The organism is Streptomyces sp. NPDC006458, from assembly GCF_040612135.1.
In the GTDB taxonomy this organism is placed as follows: Bacteria; Actinomycetota; Actinomycetes; order Streptomycetales; family Streptomycetaceae; genus Streptomyces.
On the sequence record NZ_JBEXPR010000001.1, the window covers coordinates 403,337 to 420,444 of the forward strand.

At 71.9% G+C, this 17,108-nt stretch carries 13 protein-coding genes; 10 read left to right on the plus strand and 3 right to left on the minus strand.

Going from position 1 to position 17,108, the window contains the following annotated elements:
- Window positions 1-562 precede the first annotated feature (562 nt).
- Complete coding sequence (gene holA / locus ABZZ79_RS01990; protein WP_356685417.1) at window positions 563-1,549, plus strand: DNA polymerase III subunit delta; 987 nt, start codon at window positions 563-565, stop codon at window positions 1,547-1,549.
- 67 nt (window positions 1,550-1,616) lie between these two features.
- Window positions 1,617-2,015 carry a nuclear transport factor 2 family protein gene (locus ABZZ79_RS01995; protein ID WP_356685419.1) on the plus strand — a complete coding sequence of 133 codons (399 nt, stop codon included), beginning with the start codon at window positions 1,617-1,619 and terminating at the stop codon, window positions 2,013-2,015.
- Between the two features lie 424 nt (window positions 2,016-2,439).
- Here ABZZ79_RS01995 and rpsT read toward each other — a convergent pair whose 3' ends face one another.
- Complete coding sequence (rpsT, locus tag ABZZ79_RS02000) at window positions 2,440-2,706, minus strand: 30S ribosomal protein S20 (RefSeq protein ID WP_356685421.1); 267 nt, start codon at window positions 2,704-2,706, stop codon at window positions 2,440-2,442.
- 229 nt (window positions 2,707-2,935) lie between these two features.
- Here rpsT and lepA point away from each other — a divergent pair, with 229 nt between their 5' ends.
- From lepA to hemW, 4 genes are all read left to right on the plus strand, one after another.
- Complete coding sequence (gene lepA / locus ABZZ79_RS02005; protein WP_356685423.1) at window positions 2,936-4,804, plus strand: translation elongation factor 4; 1,869 nt, start codon at window positions 2,936-2,938, stop codon at window positions 4,802-4,804.
- A 429-nt stretch (window positions 4,805-5,233) separates the two neighbouring features.
- Complete coding sequence (locus ABZZ79_RS02010; RefSeq protein WP_356685425.1) at window positions 5,234-7,108, plus strand: long-chain fatty acid--CoA ligase; 1,875 nt, start codon at window positions 5,234-5,236, stop codon at window positions 7,106-7,108.
- 431 nt (window positions 7,109-7,539) lie between these two features.
- Window positions 7,540-9,399, plus strand: a complete 1,860-nt coding sequence (locus ABZZ79_RS02015) for a SpoIIE family protein phosphatase (RefSeq protein ID WP_356685427.1) — start codon at window positions 7,540-7,542, stop codon at window positions 9,397-9,399.
- A 188-nt stretch (window positions 9,400-9,587) separates the two neighbouring features.
- Window positions 9,588-10,820, plus strand: coding sequence for a radical SAM family heme chaperone HemW (gene hemW / locus ABZZ79_RS02020; RefSeq protein WP_356685429.1), 1,233 nt, complete (start codon window positions 9,588-9,590; stop codon window positions 10,818-10,820).
- A gap of 137 nt (window positions 10,821-10,957) precedes the next feature.
- On the opposite strand, the gene ABZZ79_RS02025 is transcribed toward hemW, so the two are convergent.
- Together ABZZ79_RS02025 and ABZZ79_RS02030 are read right to left on the minus strand one after the other, a co-directional pair.
- Window positions 10,958-11,764 carry a DUF3097 domain-containing protein gene (locus ABZZ79_RS02025; protein ID WP_356685851.1) on the minus strand — a complete coding sequence of 269 codons (807 nt, stop codon included), beginning with the start codon at window positions 11,762-11,764 and terminating at the stop codon, window positions 10,958-10,960.
- Window positions 11,765-11,858: 94 nt separating this feature from the next.
- Entirely contained in the window at window positions 11,859-12,590 is a 732-nt protein-coding gene (locus ABZZ79_RS02030; protein WP_356685431.1) for an MBL fold metallo-hydrolase, read from the minus strand.
- Between the two features lie 178 nt (window positions 12,591-12,768).
- On the opposite strand from ABZZ79_RS02030, the gene hrcA reads away from it, so the two are divergent.
- The 4 genes from hrcA to ABZZ79_RS02050 all read left to right on the plus strand — a co-directional run bounded on the left by hrcA (window position 12,769) and on the right by ABZZ79_RS02050 (window position 17,103).
- Entirely contained in the window at window positions 12,769-13,785 is a 1,017-nt protein-coding gene (gene hrcA / locus ABZZ79_RS02035; RefSeq protein ID WP_356685433.1) for a heat-inducible transcriptional repressor HrcA, read from the plus strand.
- Window positions 13,786-14,922 (plus strand): molecular chaperone DnaJ, encoded by a 1,137-nt coding sequence (gene dnaJ / locus ABZZ79_RS02040; RefSeq protein WP_356685435.1) that lies wholly within the window; start codon window positions 13,786-13,788, stop codon window positions 14,920-14,922.
- Between the two features lie 358 nt (window positions 14,923-15,280).
- Window positions 15,281-16,366, plus strand: a complete 1,086-nt coding sequence (locus ABZZ79_RS02045; RefSeq protein ID WP_356685437.1) for a nitronate monooxygenase — start codon at window positions 15,281-15,283, stop codon at window positions 16,364-16,366.
- The gene (locus tag ABZZ79_RS02050) at window positions 16,366-17,103 is read left to right on the plus strand and encodes a 16S rRNA (uracil(1498)-N(3))-methyltransferase (protein WP_356685439.1); all 738 of its coding nucleotides are present in this window, start codon (window positions 16,366-16,368) and stop codon (window positions 17,101-17,103) included. The genes ABZZ79_RS02045 and ABZZ79_RS02050 overlap by 1 nt, the downstream gene beginning before the upstream one ends.
- The last annotated feature ends 5 nt before the right edge of the window (window positions 17,104-17,108 follow it).

Below are 17,108 nucleotides of genomic sequence, written 5' to 3' on the forward strand. Positions count from 1 at the left end.
CCGGTGAAGGCCTCGGCCGCCGTCCCCCGGCCCCGGCCTCCGCGTGAGGGCCTCGTCTGCCGTCCCCGGCCACGACCTCCGCGTCAGGGCCCACCCGCGCAGCCCGGCCGTGCCGGGATCCGGCCTCCGGGCCCCGGCCCCGACCTCCCGGTGAAGGCCTCGGCCGCCGTCCCCCGGCCCCGGCCTCCGCGTGAGGGCCTCGTCTGCCGTCCCCGGCCACGACCTCCGCGTCAGGGCCCACCCACGCAGCCCGGGCGTGCCGGGATCCGACCTCCGGGCCCAGGTCCCGGCCTCCGCGTGAGGGCCTCGGCCGCCGCCCCCAGCCCCGACCTCCGGGTCAGGCCCCCTCCCCGCGCGATCTCCACCCCCGACCTCCGCGTCAGGGCCCACCCCCCGGCCCCGCCCCCGCCCCCGCCCCCACCCCCGACCTCCAGGACCCACCCCCGACCTCCGCCTTCGCCCTCCGCGTCGGGGCCCCCGGCCCTGCCCCCGCTCTCCCCGCCCGCTCTCCGTCCTCCGCTCTCCGTCCCCGTTGTCAGTGGGTCATGGGATGCTTGGCGCGATGGCCAGGAATGCTGCGAATGATGATCCGCTTGCCCCGCTGACGCTTGCCGTGGGGCAGGAGGAGTTGCTGCTCGATCGTGCCGTGCAGGAGGTGGTGGCCGCTGCCAGGGCCTCCGACGCGGACACGGATGTGCGGGATCTGAGCCCGGACCAGTTGCAGCCGGGGACGTTGGCGGAGCTGACCAGTCCGTCGCTGTTCGCGGAGCGCAAGGTCGTGGTCGTGCGCAACGCGCAGGATCTGTCCGCCGACACGATCAAGGACGTGAAGTCCTACCTCGGGGCGCCCGCCGAGGAGATCACGCTGGTGCTGCTGCACGCGGGCGGCGCCAAGGGCAAGGGTCTGCTGGACGCGGCGCGCAAGGCCGGGGCGCGTGAGGTGGCCTGCCCCAAGATGACCAAGCCGGCCGACCGGCTGGCCTTCGTGCGGCAGGAGTTCCGGGCGAAGGGGCGGTCCGTCACGCCCGAGGCCTGTCAGGCGCTGGTCGACTCCATCGGCAGTGATCTGCGGGAGCTGGCCTCCGCCGTGTCGCAGTTGGTCGCCGATGTGGAGGGGACCATCGACGAGGCGGTGGTCGGGCGGTACTACACCGGGCGGGCCGAGGCATCGAGCTTCACCGTCGCGGACCGGGCCGTGGAGGGGCGGGCGGCCGAGGCGTTGGAGGCGCTGCGGTGGTCGCTGGCCACCGGCGTGGCCCCGGTGATGATCACCAGCGCGCTGGCGCAGGGGGTGCGGGCCATCGGCAAGCTGTCCTCCGCCCGGGGCGGCCGGCCCGCCGATCTCGCGCGGGAGCTGGGCATGCCGCCGTGGAAGATCGACCGGGTGCGGCAGCAGATGCGGGGGTGGACCCCGGACGGCGTGGCCGTCGCGCTGCGGGCGGTGGCCGAGGCGGACGCGGGTGTGAAGGGCGGCGGGGACGACCCGGAGTACGCCCTGGAGAAGGCGGTCGTGGCCATCGCGCGGGCCGCCCGCTCCAGAGGACGGTAGCCGCGCGGGGGAGGAGAATCGACCGTGTCAGCCGTCTGTCGGCGGACACGGAAAGGTGGCGATCGCCATGACCGAGCACTCGCACGCCAAGCTCGTCCGCGAGGGTTACGAGGCCTTCCAGCGCGGGGACATGGACGCACTGCGCGGGATGATGACCGGGGACTGTACGCACCACGTACCCGGCTCCAACCCGCTCTCCGGGGACTACAAGGGGATCGACGCGGTCCTCAACGACTACTACGCCCGGCTGTACTCGGAGACGGGCGGCACGTTCAAGGTCGAGCTGCGCAACCTGTTCGTGGACGGCCGTGGGCACGTCATGTCCGTGCACCACGCCACCGCGGACCGGAACGGCAAGCACATCGACCAGATGGGCGGCATCATCTTCCGGATCGTCGGAGAGAAGATCAGCGACCTCGACGAGTGTGTGGCGGACATGGAGGAGAACGACCAGTTCTGGATGTGAGCGCCGGCCGCCCCGCCGGTAGCCCCACCAGCCCAGCCCAGCCCAGCCCAGCCCAGCCCAGCCCAGCCCAGCCCAGCCCAGCCCAGCCCAGCCGAGCCCAGCCCAGCCGAGCCGAGCCGCACGCGCCCCCGTGCCGAAAGGCCCACCCCGCTCGCGCCGAAAGCCCAGATCCCCAGATCCCCAGATCCTCACCGTAGGCGCCGATCTCACGCCGAAGGCCCCGACTCCCGCCCTGGGGAAGGGCGGAAGGCCGGGGCCTTCGGATCAAGCGGGTTCGAGCTAGAAGGAGCAGCGCCCGCGTGGCGAACGCAGGCCGCGCGCCGCTCCGGGGTGCCGGTCGGGGGCGGATAGAGAGGGCCCGCCCTGGGTCCTTCCGGCGAAGGGATCTCCGAGACAGGTCGGAGATCCGTCAGATCAGAAGGGTTCAGCCCTTGAGGGACTCGACCTTGGAAGCAAGCGCCGACTTCTTGTTGGCGGCCTGGTTCTTGTGGATGACGCCCTTGGAGACGGCCTTGTCGAGCTGACGCGCAGCGGCGCGCTGGTACTCGGTGGCCTTCTCGACGTCACCCGCGGCGGCAGCCTCGCGGGCCTTGCGGATCGCGGTCTTCAGGGAAGACTTGACGGACTTGTTGCGCAGTCGCGCCTTCTCGTTGGTCTTGATCCGCTTGATCTGGGACTTGATGTTCGCCACGAATGAGCCTTTTCAGGTTCAGGCACAGGACCAGGAGTGATTCCGGATCCCGTACCGAGTGATTTTTGATGACGTGCCTCGTGCTGAGAGGGCATGAGACACAGCCACCCAGGCTACCAGTGGTCTCGCGGCCAGCCCAAACCAGCCGCCGGTCGCCGCCCATGGGACCATGGAGGCTACGTATCGATCCGACCCGAGGCACAAGGCGCCTCAAGAGACAGGACCCTGCGTGCCCGCGACCCCTAACAATGTGCCCGAGCCAAGCCGTACCGACCCGGCTCTGATCCGCAACTTCTGCATCATCGCGCACATCGACCACGGCAAGTCCACACTCGCCGACCGGATGCTCCAGCTGACCGGTGTGGTCGAGCAGCGGCAGATGCGCGCTCAGTACCTCGACCGGATGGACATCGAGCGCGAGCGCGGCATCACGATCAAGTCCCAGGCCGTGCGTCTGCCGTGGGCTCCCACCCACGACAAGAGTCACACGCACATCCTCAACATGATCGACACCCCCGGGCACGTCGACTTCACCTACGAGGTCTCACGGTCGCTCGCCGCCTGTGAGGGGACCGTCCTCCTCGTCGACGCCGCCCAGGGCATCGAGGCGCAGACCCTCGCCAACCTCTACCTGGCGATGGAGAACGACCTCACGATCATCCCGGTGCTCAACAAGATCGACCTGCCGGCCGCGCAGCCCGAGAAGTTCGCCGAGGAACTGGCCAACCTGGTCGGCTGCGACCCGAGCGACGTGCTCAAGGTGTCCGCCAAGACCGGCCTCGGCGTCGACGCCCTGCTCGACAAGGTCGTCGCCGAGATCCCTGCGCCGGTCGGCGTCAAGGACGCCCCCGCCCGCGCGATGATCTTCGACTCGGTCTACGACTCCTACCGGGGCGTGGTCACGTACGTCCGTGTCATCGACGGTCAGCTCAACAAGCGTGAGCGGATCCGGATGATGTCGACCGGCGCGACCCACGAGCTGCTGGAGATCGGCACCAACTCGCCCGAGATGCTGCCCGCCGACGGCCTCGGTGTCGGTGAGGTGGGCTACCTCATCACGGGTGTGAAGGACGTCCGCCAGTCCAAGGTCGGTGACACCGTCACCAGCCAGGCCAAGGGCGCGACCGAGGCCCTCGGCGGGTACAAGGACCCGAAGCCGATGGTCTTCTCCGGTCTGTATCCGCTGGACGGCTCGGACTACCCCGAGCTGCGCGAGGCGCTGGACAAGCTCCAGCTCAACGACGCCGCGCTGGTCTACGAGCCGGAGACCTCCGCCGCGCTCGGCTTCGGCTTCCGGGTCGGCTTCCTCGGCCTGCTGCACCTCGACGTGATCCGGGAGCGGCTGGAGCGCGAGTTCGGCCTCGATCTGATCGCCACCGCGCCCAACGTGGTCTACCGCGTGGTCATGGAGGACGGCACCGAGCACATCGTCACCAACCCGAGCGAGTTCCCCGAGGGCAAGATCAACGAGGTGTACGAGCCCGTCGTACGCGCCACGATCCTCGCCCCGACCGAGTTCATCGGCTCGATCATGGAGCTGTGCCAGACCCGGCGCGGCACCCTGCTCGGCATGGACTACCTCTCCGAGGACCGGGTGGAGATCCGCTACACCCTGCCGCTCGCCGAGATCGTCTTCGACTTCTTCGACCAGCTGAAGTCGAAGACGCGTGGTTACGCGTCGCTGGACTACGAGCCCACCGGCGAGCAGACCTCCAGCCTGGTCAAGGTCGACATCCTGCTGCACGGCGACAAGGTGGACGCCTTCTCGGCGATCACCCACAAGGACGCCGCGTACGCGTACGGGGTGCGGCTCGTCGCCAAGCTGCGCGAGCTGATCCCGCGGCAGGCCTTCGAGGTGCCCATCCAGGCCGCCATCGGCTCGCGGGTCATCGCCCGCGAGACCATCCGCGCCATCCGCAAGGACGTCCTCGCCAAGTGTTACGGCGGTGACATCTCCCGTAAGCGGAAGCTGCTGGAGAAGCAGAAGGAAGGCAAGAAGCGGATGAAGATGGTGGGTTCCGTGGAGGTGCCGCAGGAGGCCTTCATCGCGGTTCTCTCCAGCGATGACAGCGCGGGGTCGGGCAAGCCCAAGAAGTAACCGGCGGTCACGGCCGCCGGGCTGGGCGGACGCCGGCATCGGGAGGCCCGTCGTACGAAAGTACGGCGGGCCTCACGCGCGTCGGAGCGCGCCTCGGGCAAGGTCACCGGGTACGTCTTCGCGGGACGATCAGGTACGTCTTCGCGGGACAACCGGGTACGTCTTCGCGGGACGACCAGGCACGTCGTCGCCGGAGCGTCGGGCACGTCTTCGCGGGACCGAGACGTTCGTGTCCGACCGACCGGCGGGTACGTGTCTGTAGGAAGTGACAGGCCGCACACCCTTACGCGGGAGCCGATCGGGCTCTAACCTGTCCCTGCTCGATAGTTACTCGCGAGTTAAACAAGGACTCGTGAGTGAGAACCAAGCCGCAGTGTTGGCGCTAGCCGCCCTGAGCCAGCCGCATTGTCGCGGGCCCCGGAGGATGTCGTGAGCGACACACAGATTCTGATCGAGAACCGTCCGCCGTCCGTCGCGGCTCTCTTCCTGGAACGCGTGGCCGCCACGCCCGATGCCGAGGCGTACCGCTACCCGGTGCCGTCCACCGCCGGGCAGGGCCCGGACGAGTGGAAGTCCCTGAGCTGGGCGCAGGCCGCCGAACGGGTCTACGCCGTCGCGGCCGGTCTCATCGAGCTCGGCGTGCAGCCCGAGCAGCGCGTCGCCCTCGCCGCCGCCACCCGCATCGAGTGGCTGATCGCCGACCTCGGCATCATGTGCGCCGGAGCCGCGACCACCACCATCTACCCGCAGACCAACGCCGACGAGGCCGCGTTCATCCTCGCCGACTCCGGCAGCCGGGTGCTGATCGCGGAGAACGCCGAGCAGCTCGCCAAGACCCAGGAGAAGCGCGGCGACCTGCCCGAGCTCACCCATGTCGTGGTGATCGACACCGAGGGCGTGGAGACCGGCGACGGGGTGCTCTCCCTCGCCGACCTGGAGAGCCGCGGCGCCGCCCGGCTGGAGCAGGACCCCGGGCTGATCAAGGAGCGGGTCGCGGCGATCACCGCCGACCAGCTTGCCACCCTCATCTACACCTCCGGCACCACCGGCCGCCCCAAGGGTGTACGCCTGCCGCACGACAACTGGTCGTACATGGCCAAGGCCATCGCCGCGACCGGCCTGCTCGGCCCGGACGACGTGCACTACCTGTGGCTGCCGCTCGCCCATGTCTTCGGCAAGGTGCTCACCTCCGGCCAGATCGAGGTCGGCCACGTCACCGCCGTCGACGGCCGGGTCGACAAGATCATCGAGAATCTGCCGATCGTCCAGCCGACCTACATGGCGGCCGTGCCCCGCATCTTCGAGAAGGTCTACAACGGCGTCGCCGCCAAGGCCCGGGCGGGGGGCGCCGCCAAGTACAAGATCTTCCAGTGGGCGGCCGAGGTCGCCCGCGAGTACGCCAAGGTCACCCAGGACAACTTCCGCCGCACCGGCACCGCGAAGGCGCCCTTCGGCCTCGCCGCCAAGCACAAGGTCGCCGACACGCTCGTCTACGCCAAGCTGCGCGAGGCCTTCGGTGGCCGGCTGCGCGCCTGCATCTCCGGCTCGGTCGCCCTCGCGCCCGAGATCGGCTACTTCTTCGCGGGCGCCGGCATCCACATCCTGGAGGGCTACGGCCTCACCGAGACCTCCGCCGCGTCCTTCGTCAACCCCGGCGAGGCCTACCGCACCGGCACGGTCGGCAAGCCGCTGCCCGGCTGCGAGGTGCGGATCGCCGACGACGGCGAGATCCTGCTGCGCGGTCCCGGTGTCATGGAGGGCTACCACGGGCTGCCGGAGAAGACCGCGGAGGTGCTGGAGGCGGACGGCTGGTTCCACACCGGCGACATCGGTGAGCTGTCCCCCGACGGCTATCTGCGTATCACCGACCGCAAGAAGGACCTCTTCAAGACCTCCGGCGGCAAGTACGTCGCGCCGACGGAGATCGAGGGGCAGTTCAAGGCGGTCTGCCCGTTCGTCTCCAATATCCTCGTCCACGGGGCCGACCGGAACTTCTGCACCGCGCTCATCGCGCTCGACGAGGCCGCGATCACCGGGTGGGCCGAGGACAACGGGCTGAAGGGCAAGTCGTACGCCGAGATCGTGGTGGCGCCGGCCACGGTGGAGATGGTCGAGGGGTACATCCAGCAGCTCAACTCGGGGCTGCAGCGCTGGCAGACCATCAAGAAGTTCCGGCTGCTGCCGCGGGACCTCGATGTGGAGCACGGTGAGATCACGCCGAGTCTGAAGCTGAAGCGGCCGGTGGTGGAGCGGGAGTACTCGCATCTGTTGGAGGAGATGTACGTGGGGGCGCGGGAGGCGTAACCGCGGCGGGGTGTTGCGCGGAGGGTGGGGTTGGCGGGGGCTGTTCGGTGGGTGCGGTGTGCGTTGTGGCTTGTCGCGCAGTTCCCCGCGCCCCTTTTTTGGGGCGTTGCGGCGTCGCTGGGCTGTGCAGTTCCCGGCGTCTCTGTGAGGTGTTGCGCCGTTCCCCGCGCCCCTTCAAGACGTTGCGCCGTTCCCCGCGCCCTTCAAGGCGTTGCGCCGTTCCTCGTGCCCCTTCGAGGCGTTGCGTAGTTGCCCGCGCCGCCTTGGGGTGGTGTTGCGTGGTGCTCTGTGTCCGTTTTGAGGGTCTGGCACCGTAGCACGGATATTGGTCGGGGCGGCGTGAATCGGTGACTCGTTGCTTATGGGCGGGGTCTTTCTGTCACTGTGGCGGGCGACAGATGTGCATTCGTCCTACTGCTCGGGAGACGTCCATGGGGGCCATTCCGGTGCAACGGGAGACCGTTCCCCCTGCGTCCGCACGGCCCGGTGACCCCCGCTTCCGTACGACGGTGAGCGGGGGACCGCTCGCGCCCGCGGCCGCGCGGGGGCTGGCGCGCGGCGCGTTCCGTCAGTGGACGGAGCTCGGCGTGCCGGGGGCCGACCTGCTCGGCGAGCGGCTGGCCGGTGACGCCCTGGTCGTGGTCAGCGAGCTGGTCACCAACGCCGTGGTGCACGCCGGGACGGACGTCGAGCTGGCCTGCCGGCTGGAGCCCGACAGCGCGGCCCTCGTCGTCGAGGTCAGCGACCGCCACCCGGCCCGGCCACCCGCCGACGTCCCCGGGGACGGCCAGGAGTACGGGCGCGGACTGAGGCTCGTCGCGGGGCTCGCCGAGAGCTGGGGCGTCACCTATCGCCGAGGGGCCAAGACCGTCTGGGCGCGGCTCGGTGCCGAGGACGCGGGCGGCTGCGAGCCCGATCCGGACAGCGCCCTGGACGCCGTCACCCTGTTCGCCCCCGAGGTCGCGCGCGAGGACCACGACGGCGACTGGCTCGGCCGCGGCGCGCTGTCCTTCCTCGCCGAGGCATCCGATCTGCTCGCCGGACAGCTCGACGAGGACCTGGTGGCCGCGCTGACCGGGCAGCTGATCGTGCCGCGCCTCGCCGACTGGTGCGCGATCTGGCTGGAGGACGAGGTCACCGGGCGCGGCTGGAGCGAGGGCGGCGGGGCGCCCGGAGCGCGGCTCGGGCGGGTCTGGCACGGCTGCGAGGAGCGGATCGAGGAGCTGCGCCGCGTCCTGGAGAAGGAACCGCCCCGCCCGCCCGACGGCCTGCGGTCGGGGCCCGTCGGCCACCCCTGGCCCGCCGCAGCCCTCGCGCCCGGCGCCCCGCACGGCTCGGCGCTCGCCTACCGGCTGATCGCCGGCGGACGCCCGCTGGGCACGCTCGTCATCGGCCGCGCCGGAATCCGGCGCTTCCCGGACGAGATCACCGGGCTGGTCGAGGATCTGGCCCGCCGGGTCGCGCTCGCGATCGGCGCGGCCCGGCAGTACGCCCGCCAGGCCACCATCAGCGCCGTGCTCCAGCGCGGCCTGCTGCCCGGCGCGGTCGCCCACATCCCCGGGGTGCGCAGCGCGCTGGTCTACGAGCCGTGCGACAAGGGCGGCCCCAGCGGCGACTTCTACGACCTCTTCCCGGCCGGCGACGGACGCTGGTGCTTCGCCGTCGGCGACGTCCAGGGCAAGGGCCCCGAGGCCGCCGTCGTCATCGGCCTGGCCCGGCCCTGGCTGCGGCTGCTGGCCCGCGAGGGCTACCGCGTCGCCGACGTCCTGGACCGCCTCAACCAGCTGCTCCTCGACGACGCCACCGAGGTCGCCGACGCCGCCGCACGCGCCCTGGTGGGCCCGTCCGCGCCCGGGGACGGACCCCAGACCCGCTTCCTGTCGCTCCTGTTCGGCGAGCTCGTCCCCTTCGACGGCGGCGTCCGCTGCACCCTGGCCTCCGCCGGGCACCCGCTGCCGCTGCTGCTCGGTTCGGACGGCGGTGTCCGTACGGTGGCGCGGCCGCAGACCCTGCTCGGGGTCATCGAGGACGAGAGGTACACCAGCCAGATCTTCGCGCTGCGGCCCGGCGACAGCCTGCTGTGCGTCACCGACGGGGTCACCGAGCGGCGCGACGGCTCACGCCAGTTCGACGACGGCGACGGCCTGGCGACCGCACTCGCCGGCTGCGCGGGCCTGGAGGCCGAGCTGATCGCGGAACGCATCCGCCGGCTGGTCCACGCCTTCGGGGACCAGCCGCCGGAGGACGACCTGGCGCTGCTGGTCCTCCAGGCCGAACAGGCCCGGACCTGAGACCGGCCTCAGGCCCCCCGGACGAGCCGCGGGTCAGCCGCGGGTCAGCCCTGACCAGCCCTGGACGAGCCCCGACCAGCCCCGGACGAGCCCTGGACCAGCCCCGGACCCGCACGGTTGCCGGGCCCCGAACCCGGCCCCGACCGCTCGGAACCGAGCCGGCCCGGCCATGGGGGACACTGGAGGACATGCCCTCCGCACTTCCCGACGGCGAGCCCTTCCCCGCCGACGGTGCGCTGCCCGCGTCCGCGCTCGCCGGGTCCGCCGACCGGCCCCTCGGCTTCTACCTGCACGTCCCGTACTGCGCGACCCGCTGCGGCTACTGCGACTTCAACACCTACACCGCGACCGAGCTGCGTGGCACCGGCGGAGTGCTCGCCTCCCGCGACAACTACGCCGAGACCCTGATCGACGAGATCCGGCTCGCCCGCAAGGTGCTCGGCGACGACCCGCGAGAGGTCCGTACGGTCTTCGTCGGCGGCGGTACGCCGACCCTGCTGGCCGCCGACGATCTCGTACGGATGCTGGGGGCGATCCGCGACGAGTTCGGCCTGGCACCCGACGCCGAGGTCACCACGGAGGCCAACCCGGAGTCGGTGGACCCCGCCTATCTGAGCGCCCTGCGCGAGGGCGGCTTCAACCGGGTCTCCTTCGGCATGCAGAGCGCCCGGCAGCACGTGCTGAAGGTCCTGGACCGTACCCACACCCCCGGCCGGCCCGAGGCATGCGTCGCGGAGGCGCGACAGGCGGGCTTCGAGCACGTCAACCTCGACCTGATCTACGGCACCCCGGGCGAGTCCGACGACGACTGGCGGGCCTCGCTGGAGGCGGCCCTCGGGGCGGGCCCGGACCATGTCTCGGCCTACGCCCTGATCGTCGAGGAGGGCACCCAGCTCGCCCGGCGCATCCGGCGCGGCGAGGTCCCGACGACCGACGACGACGTCCACGCCGACCGCTACCTCATCGCCGAGCAGGTGCTCTCGGAGGCGGGCTTCGACTGGTACGAGGTCTCCAACTGGGCCACCTCCGAAGCCGCCCGCTGTCTGCACAACGAGCTCTACTGGCGCGGCGCCGACTGGTGGGGCGCGGGCCCCGGCGCGCACTCCCATGTGGGCGGCGTGCGCTGGTGGAACGTCAAGCACCCGGGGGCGTACGCCGCGGCGCTGGCCGAAGGCCGCTCACCGGGAGCCGGCCGCGAGCTGCTGAGCGACGAGGACCGCAGGGTCGAGCGCATCCTCCTGGAGCTGCGTCTGCGCGAGGGCGCCCCCCTGGACCTGCTGAAGGAGGACGGCCTGGGCGCGGCCCGCCGCGCCCTGTCCGGCGGACTGCTCCAGCAGGGGCCGTACGACGAGGGCCGGGCGGTCCTGACCCTGCGAGGACGGCTGCTCGCGGACGCCGTCGTGCGGGACCTGGTGGACTGATCACCCCGGCGGGTGAATCGCCCCGGAACCGGGGTTCGCCTCTGCCCCGGTTCGTAGGCTGCCGCCAGAAGCACGTGACGGTCGGAGGGCCACGGAGACGACCGCCGTGGACGAGCGTGGGACCGCCGACGAGCGCGTCAGGCCTCACCGCCGTGCGTGACGAAGTCGATCAGCTCCTCCACCCGCCCCAGCAGCTCAGGCTCCAGGTCCCGGTAGGACCCCACCCGCTTCAGGATCGCCTGCCACACCGCGCCCGTGTTGTCCGAGGGCCACCCCAGGGCCCGGCACACGCCCGTCTTCCAGTCCTGCCCGCGCGGGACGCCGGGCCACCGCGGAATCCCCAGCGACGACGGCTTCACGGCCTCCCAGATGTCGATGTAGGGATGGCCCACCACCAGCGCGTGCTCGCTGGTGACCTCCCGCGCGATGCGCCACTCCTTCGAGCCCGGCACCAGGTGGTCCACCAGCACACCGAGACGGGCGTCCGGGCCGGGGGCGAACTCCGCGACGATCGCCGGCAGGTCGTCCACGCCCTCCAGGTACTCCACGACCACGCCCTCGACGCGCAGGTCGTCGCCCCAGACCTTCTCGACGAGCTCGGCGTCGTGGCGGCCCTCGACGTAGATCCGCCCGGCGCGGGCCACCCGCGCGCGGGCACCGGGGACGGCCACCGAACCGGACGCGGTACGGGCGGCGCGTACGGGAGCGGAGGACGGGCGTACGAGCGTCACCACCCGCCCCTCCAGCAGGAAGCCGCGCGGCTCCAGCGGGAACACCCGGTGCTTGCCGAAGCGGTCCTCCAGGGTCACCGTGCCCGCCTCGCAGCGGATCACCGCGCCGCAGAAGCCGGTGCCGGGCTCCTCGACCACCAGGCCGGGCTCGGCCGGGACCTCGGGAACCGGCCGGGGCCTCTTCCACGGAGGGGTCAGGTCGGCGGAGTACACCCGAGGGCGCGGGCCCGAAGGACCCTCGTCGGAAGGGCGGGGGCGGGAGACGGGTGGGCGCATTCGGATGACGATAGGAGAAGCTCCGGCCCCGTCAGGGCGACACGCCGAATCGTCGCGCCAGCTCGTCCCGCTGCCGCCGGACGAAGGCGGCGTCCACCACCGCCCCGTGACCGGGGACGTACAGCGCGTCCGCGCCGCCCAGGGCGAGAAGCCGGTCCAGCGCGTCGGGCCAGCGGGAGGGCACCGCGTCCGGGCCCGCCTGCGGATCGCCGGACTCCTCGACCAGGTCGCCGCAGAAGACGACCTCGGGGGAGCCGGGGACCAGGACCGCGAGATCGTGGGCCGTGTGGCCGGGGCCGACGTTGGCCAGCAGGACCTGGCGGCCGCCGCCCAGGTCCAGGGTCCATTCGCCGGAGACATGATGGCGGGGCGCGGTCAGCGCGGCCGAGGCCTCTTGAGCCGTCCGCGCGTCCAGACCGTTGCGGACCGCGTCCGCGCGCAGCTCCTCGCCCGCGCGGGTTCCGGTCAGCGCCCCGTCCACGCCCACCGCGCCGAAGACCTCCGCGTCCGGGAGCGCCGCCGCGCCGAAGACGTGGTCGAAGTGGGGGTGGGTGAGCGCGATATGGGTCACACCGTGGCCGGACAGCCACTGCGCCTGTGTCCCCAGCAGATTCCCTTCGGACAGGCTCGAACCCGCGTCGATCAGCAGCGCGGCGCCCTCGCCGAGGACCAGCCCCGCCGTGCAGTCCCACACCGGGAGGCGGCACCGGCCCACCCCCGCGGCCAGCCGCTCCCACCCCAGCTCTTCCCAAGTCACCGTCATACCGCGACGCTAACGGTGACCCTCGCGCGGGGCACGGTCGTACGGGACCTGTCTTGCCGGGGGGCCACCCGACGGCCGTACACTGGGCCGGGGAGGCTGGCACTCGTATGTTCCGAGTGCCAGGCGGGGAAACCAGAGGGACCGAGCGCCAGGGTGACGACTGCTGGAGGTGTGCGCGATGCTCAGTGAACGAAGGCTCCAGGTGCTGCGCGCCATCGTCCAGGACTACGTCGGCACCGAGGAGCCGGTCGGTTCCAAGGCCCTCACCGAGCGCCACAACCTGGGCGTCTCCCCGGCGACCGTGCGCAACGACATGGCGGCCCTGGAGGACGAGGGCTTCATCGCGCAGCCGCACACCAGCGCCGGGCGGATCCCGACCGACAAGGGCTACCGGCTCTTCGTCGACAAGCTCGCCGAGGTCAAGCCGCTCACCGCGCCCGAGAAGCGGGCGATCCAGAACTTCCTCGACGGCGCCGTCGACCTCGACGACGTCGTGGCCCGCACGGTGCGGCTGCTCGCGCAGCTCACCCGGCAGGTGGCCGTCGTGCAGTACCCCTCGCTGACCCGGTCCACGGTCCGGCACGTCGAGCTGCTGTCGATGGCACCGGCCCGGGTGATGCTGGTGCTGATCACCGACACCGGCCGGGTCGAGCAGCGGATGGTCGACTGCCCGGCGCCGTTCGGCGAGTCCTCGCTCGCGGATCTGCGCGCGCGGCTGAACAGCCGGGTGGCGGGCCGGCGCTTCACGGATGTGCCGCCGCTGGTGCAGGATCTTCCGGAGGCCTTCGAACCGGAGGACCGCGGCACGGTCCAGACGGTCCTCTCCACCCTCCTGGAGACGCTCGTCGAACAGACCGAGGAGCGGCTGATGATCGGCGGCACCGCCAATCTGACCCGCTTCGGACATGACTTCCCCCTCACCATCCGCCCCGTCCTGGAGGCCCTGGAGGAGCAGGTCGTGCTCCTCAAGCTCCTGGGCGAGGCGGGGGATTCGGGCATGACCGTGCGCATCGGTCACGAGAACGCCTACGAGGGACTCAACTCCACGTCGGTGGTGTCGGTGGGCTACGGTTCGGGCGGCGAGGCAGTCGCCAAGCTCGGCGTGGTCGGCCCGACCCGCATGGATTACCCGGGAACGATGGGAGCGGTACGCGCAGTGGCACGGTACGTCGGACAGATCCTGGCGGAGTCGTAAGTGGCCACGGACTACTACGCCGTTCTCGGCGTGCGCCGCGACGCGTCGCAGGATGAGATCAAGAAGGCCTTCCGGCGGCTCGCGCGCGAGCTGCACCCGGACGTCAACCCGGACCCGAAGACCCAGGAGCGGTTCAAGGAGATCAACGCCGCTTACGAGGTGCTGTCGGACCCGCAGAAGAAGCAGGTCTACGACCTCGGCGGCGACCCGCTCTCGCAGTCCGGCGGGGCCGGCGCGGGCGGCTTCGGCGCGGGTGGCTTCGGCAACTTCTCGGACATCATGGACGCCTTCTTCGGTACGGCGTCCCAGCGCGGCCCGCGTTCGCGCACCCGGCGCGGCCAGGACGCGATGATCCGGATCGAGGTCGAGCTCGACGAGGCCGCCTTCGGCACGACCAAGGACATCCAGGTCGACACGGCCATCGTCTGCACCACCTGCAGCGGTGAGGGCGCGGCGCCGGGCACCTCCGCGCAGACCTGCGACATGTGCCGCGGCCGCGGTGAGGTCTCCCAGGTCACCCGGTCCTTCCTGGGCCAGGTCATGACCTCGCGGCCCTGCCCGCAGTGCCAGGGCTTCGGCACCGTCGTGCCGACGCCGTGCCCGGAGTGCGCCGGCGACGGCCGGGTCCGCTCCCGCCGGACCCTGACCGTGAAGATCCCGGCCGGTGTCGACAACGGCACCCGTATCCAGCTCGCCGGCGAGGGCGAGGTCGGCCCCGGCGGCGGTCCGGCCGGTGACCTCTACGTCGAGATCCACGAGCTGCCGCACTCGACCTTCCAGCGGCGCGGCGACGACCTGCACTGCACGGTGACCATCCCGATGACCGCGGCGTCCCTGGGCACCAAGGTGCCGCTGGAGACGCTCGACGGCATGGAGGAGGTCGACATCCGGCCCGGCACCCAGTCCGGCCAGTCGATCCCGCTGCACAACCGGGGCGTCACCCACCTGCGCGGCGGCGGGCGCGGCGACCTCATCGTCCACGTCGAGGTCCAGACCCCGAGCAAGCTCGACCCGGAGCAGGAGCGCCTGCTGCGCGAGCTGGCCAAGCTGCGCGGCGAGGAACGCCCCCAGGGACAGTTTCAGCCCGGTCAGCAAGGGCTGTTCTCGCGGTTGAAGGATGCTTTCAACGGTCGCTGAGGTGTGTGGGGCTGGCTGTCGGGGGTCCGGGGGTTGGCCCCGGGTGGGTGCGGTCAGCCCGGCCAGCAAGGGCTGTTCTCGCGGTTGAAGGATGCTTTCAACGGTCGCTGAGGTGTGTGGGGCCGGCTGTCCGGGGGTCCGGGGGTTGGCCCCGGGTGGGTGCGGTCAGCCCGGCCAGCGGGGGCCGTTCTCGCGGTCGAAGGATGCCTTCAACGAAGGCCGGCCCACAGGCGCCGGACGGCCCCTCCGTACGGCTCGGGTGGCTTTCACGAACACGCGAAAGCCACCCGTGCCAAAGGTCTATGCCTCCCGGAAGTCCCGATTCGGACTTGTTCGAAGGACGTGACAACATGCGGGCATGTCCTCCGCGCTGACCGATCTCCTCCCGCTTCCGATCGTGCAGGCCCCGATGGCGGGCGGCATCTCCGTGCCGCAGCTCGCCGCCGCCGTGTCCGACGCCGGAGGGCTCGGGTTCCTGGCCGCCGGGTACAAGACGGTGGACGGCATGTACCAGGAGATCAAGCAGCTGCGCGGACTGACCTCCCGCCCCTTCGGCGTGAACCTCTTCATGCCGGTTCTCGAACACCCCGACCCCGCCGCGGTCGACGTCTACGCCCACCAGCTCGCCGGCGAGGCCGCCTGGTACGAGACCGAGCTGGGCGACCCCGACAGCGGCCGCGACGACGGCTACGACACCAAGCTGGCCGTCCTGCTGGACAACCCGGTCCCGGCGGTCTCCTTCCACTTCGGCGTGCCCACCCCGGAGGCCCTGGTGGCCCTGCGCCGCGTCGGCACCCTCACGCTCGTCACCGCGACCACCGTCGAGGAGGCCCTCGCGGTGGAGCGGGCCGGCGCCGACGCGGTGATCGCGCAGGGCGTGGAGGCCGGCGGCCACCAGGGCACCCACCGCGACCTGCCCGGGGCGGAGCGGGCCGGAACGGGCCTGCTGTCCCTCGTCGCGCAGGTCCGCGAGGCCGTCGCCCTGCCGATCGTCGCCGCCGGCGGCATCATGCGGGGCAGCCAGATCGCCGCCCTGCTCGCGGTGGGCGCGAGCGCCGCCCAGCTCGGCACCGCGTTCCTCGCCACCCCCGAGTCCGGCGCGCACGTCCTGCACAAACAGGCGCTCACCGACCCCCTCTACGTACGCACCGAGCTCACCCGGGCGTTCTCCGGGCGCCCGGCCCGCGGCCTGGTGAACCGCTTCGTGCGCGAGCACGGCCCCTACGCCCCCGCCGCCTACCCCGACGTCCACCACCTCACCGCCCCGCTGCGCAAGGCGGCCGCGAAGGCGGGCGACGCCCAGGCGATGTCGCTGTGGGCGGGACAGGGCCACCGCATGGCGCGGGAGCTGCCCGCCGGGCGGCTGGTGGAGGTCCTGGCAGGGGAACTCGCGGCGGCCCGGACAGCGTTGTCGGACCTTCCGGCCCAAGGAGGTGCGCTCTGATGACGGCTCCGGTGTTCGTGGTCGACCGGCTCGACGGCGCGGGACGCGAGTTCGTGCTCGACGGCCCCGAGGGACGGCACGCGGTCTCGGTGAAGCGGCTGCGGTCCGGCGAGGACGTGGTGCTCACCGACGGGTTCGGACGCTGGGCCGAGGGCGTGGTGAAGGCCGCCGAGGGCAAGGACCGGCTGGTGGTGGAGCTCGCCCCCGTACGCCAGGAGCCGGTGGAGCAGCCCCGGATCACCGTCGTGCAGGCGCTGCCCAAGGGCGACCGCGGTGAACTCGCCGTGGAGACCATGACGGAGACCGGCGTCGACGCGATCGTGCCGTGGGCCGCCTCCCGCTGCATCACGCAGTGGAAGGGCGACCGCGGGCTGAAGGCGCTCGCCAAGTGGCGGGCCACCGCCCGTGAAGCGGGCAAGCAGTCCCGCCGGGTGCGCTTCCCCGAGGTCGCGGACGCGGCGACGAGCAAGCAGGTTGCGGCACTTCTCGCCAAAGCCGACTTCGCCGCCGTGCTCCACGAGAGCGGCGAGGAACGCCTCGCCACCGCCGAACTGCCCACCGAGGGCGAGATCGTGCTGGTCGTCGGCCCCGAAGGGGGTGTGTCCCCGGAGGAGTTGGCGCTCTTCGCGGAAGCGGGCGCGAAGCCGTACGTCCTCGGGCGTACGGTGTTGCGGACATCGACCGCCGGGACCGCGGCGGCGGCCCTGCTGCTGGGCCGGACGGGCCGCTGGTCCTGAGGACG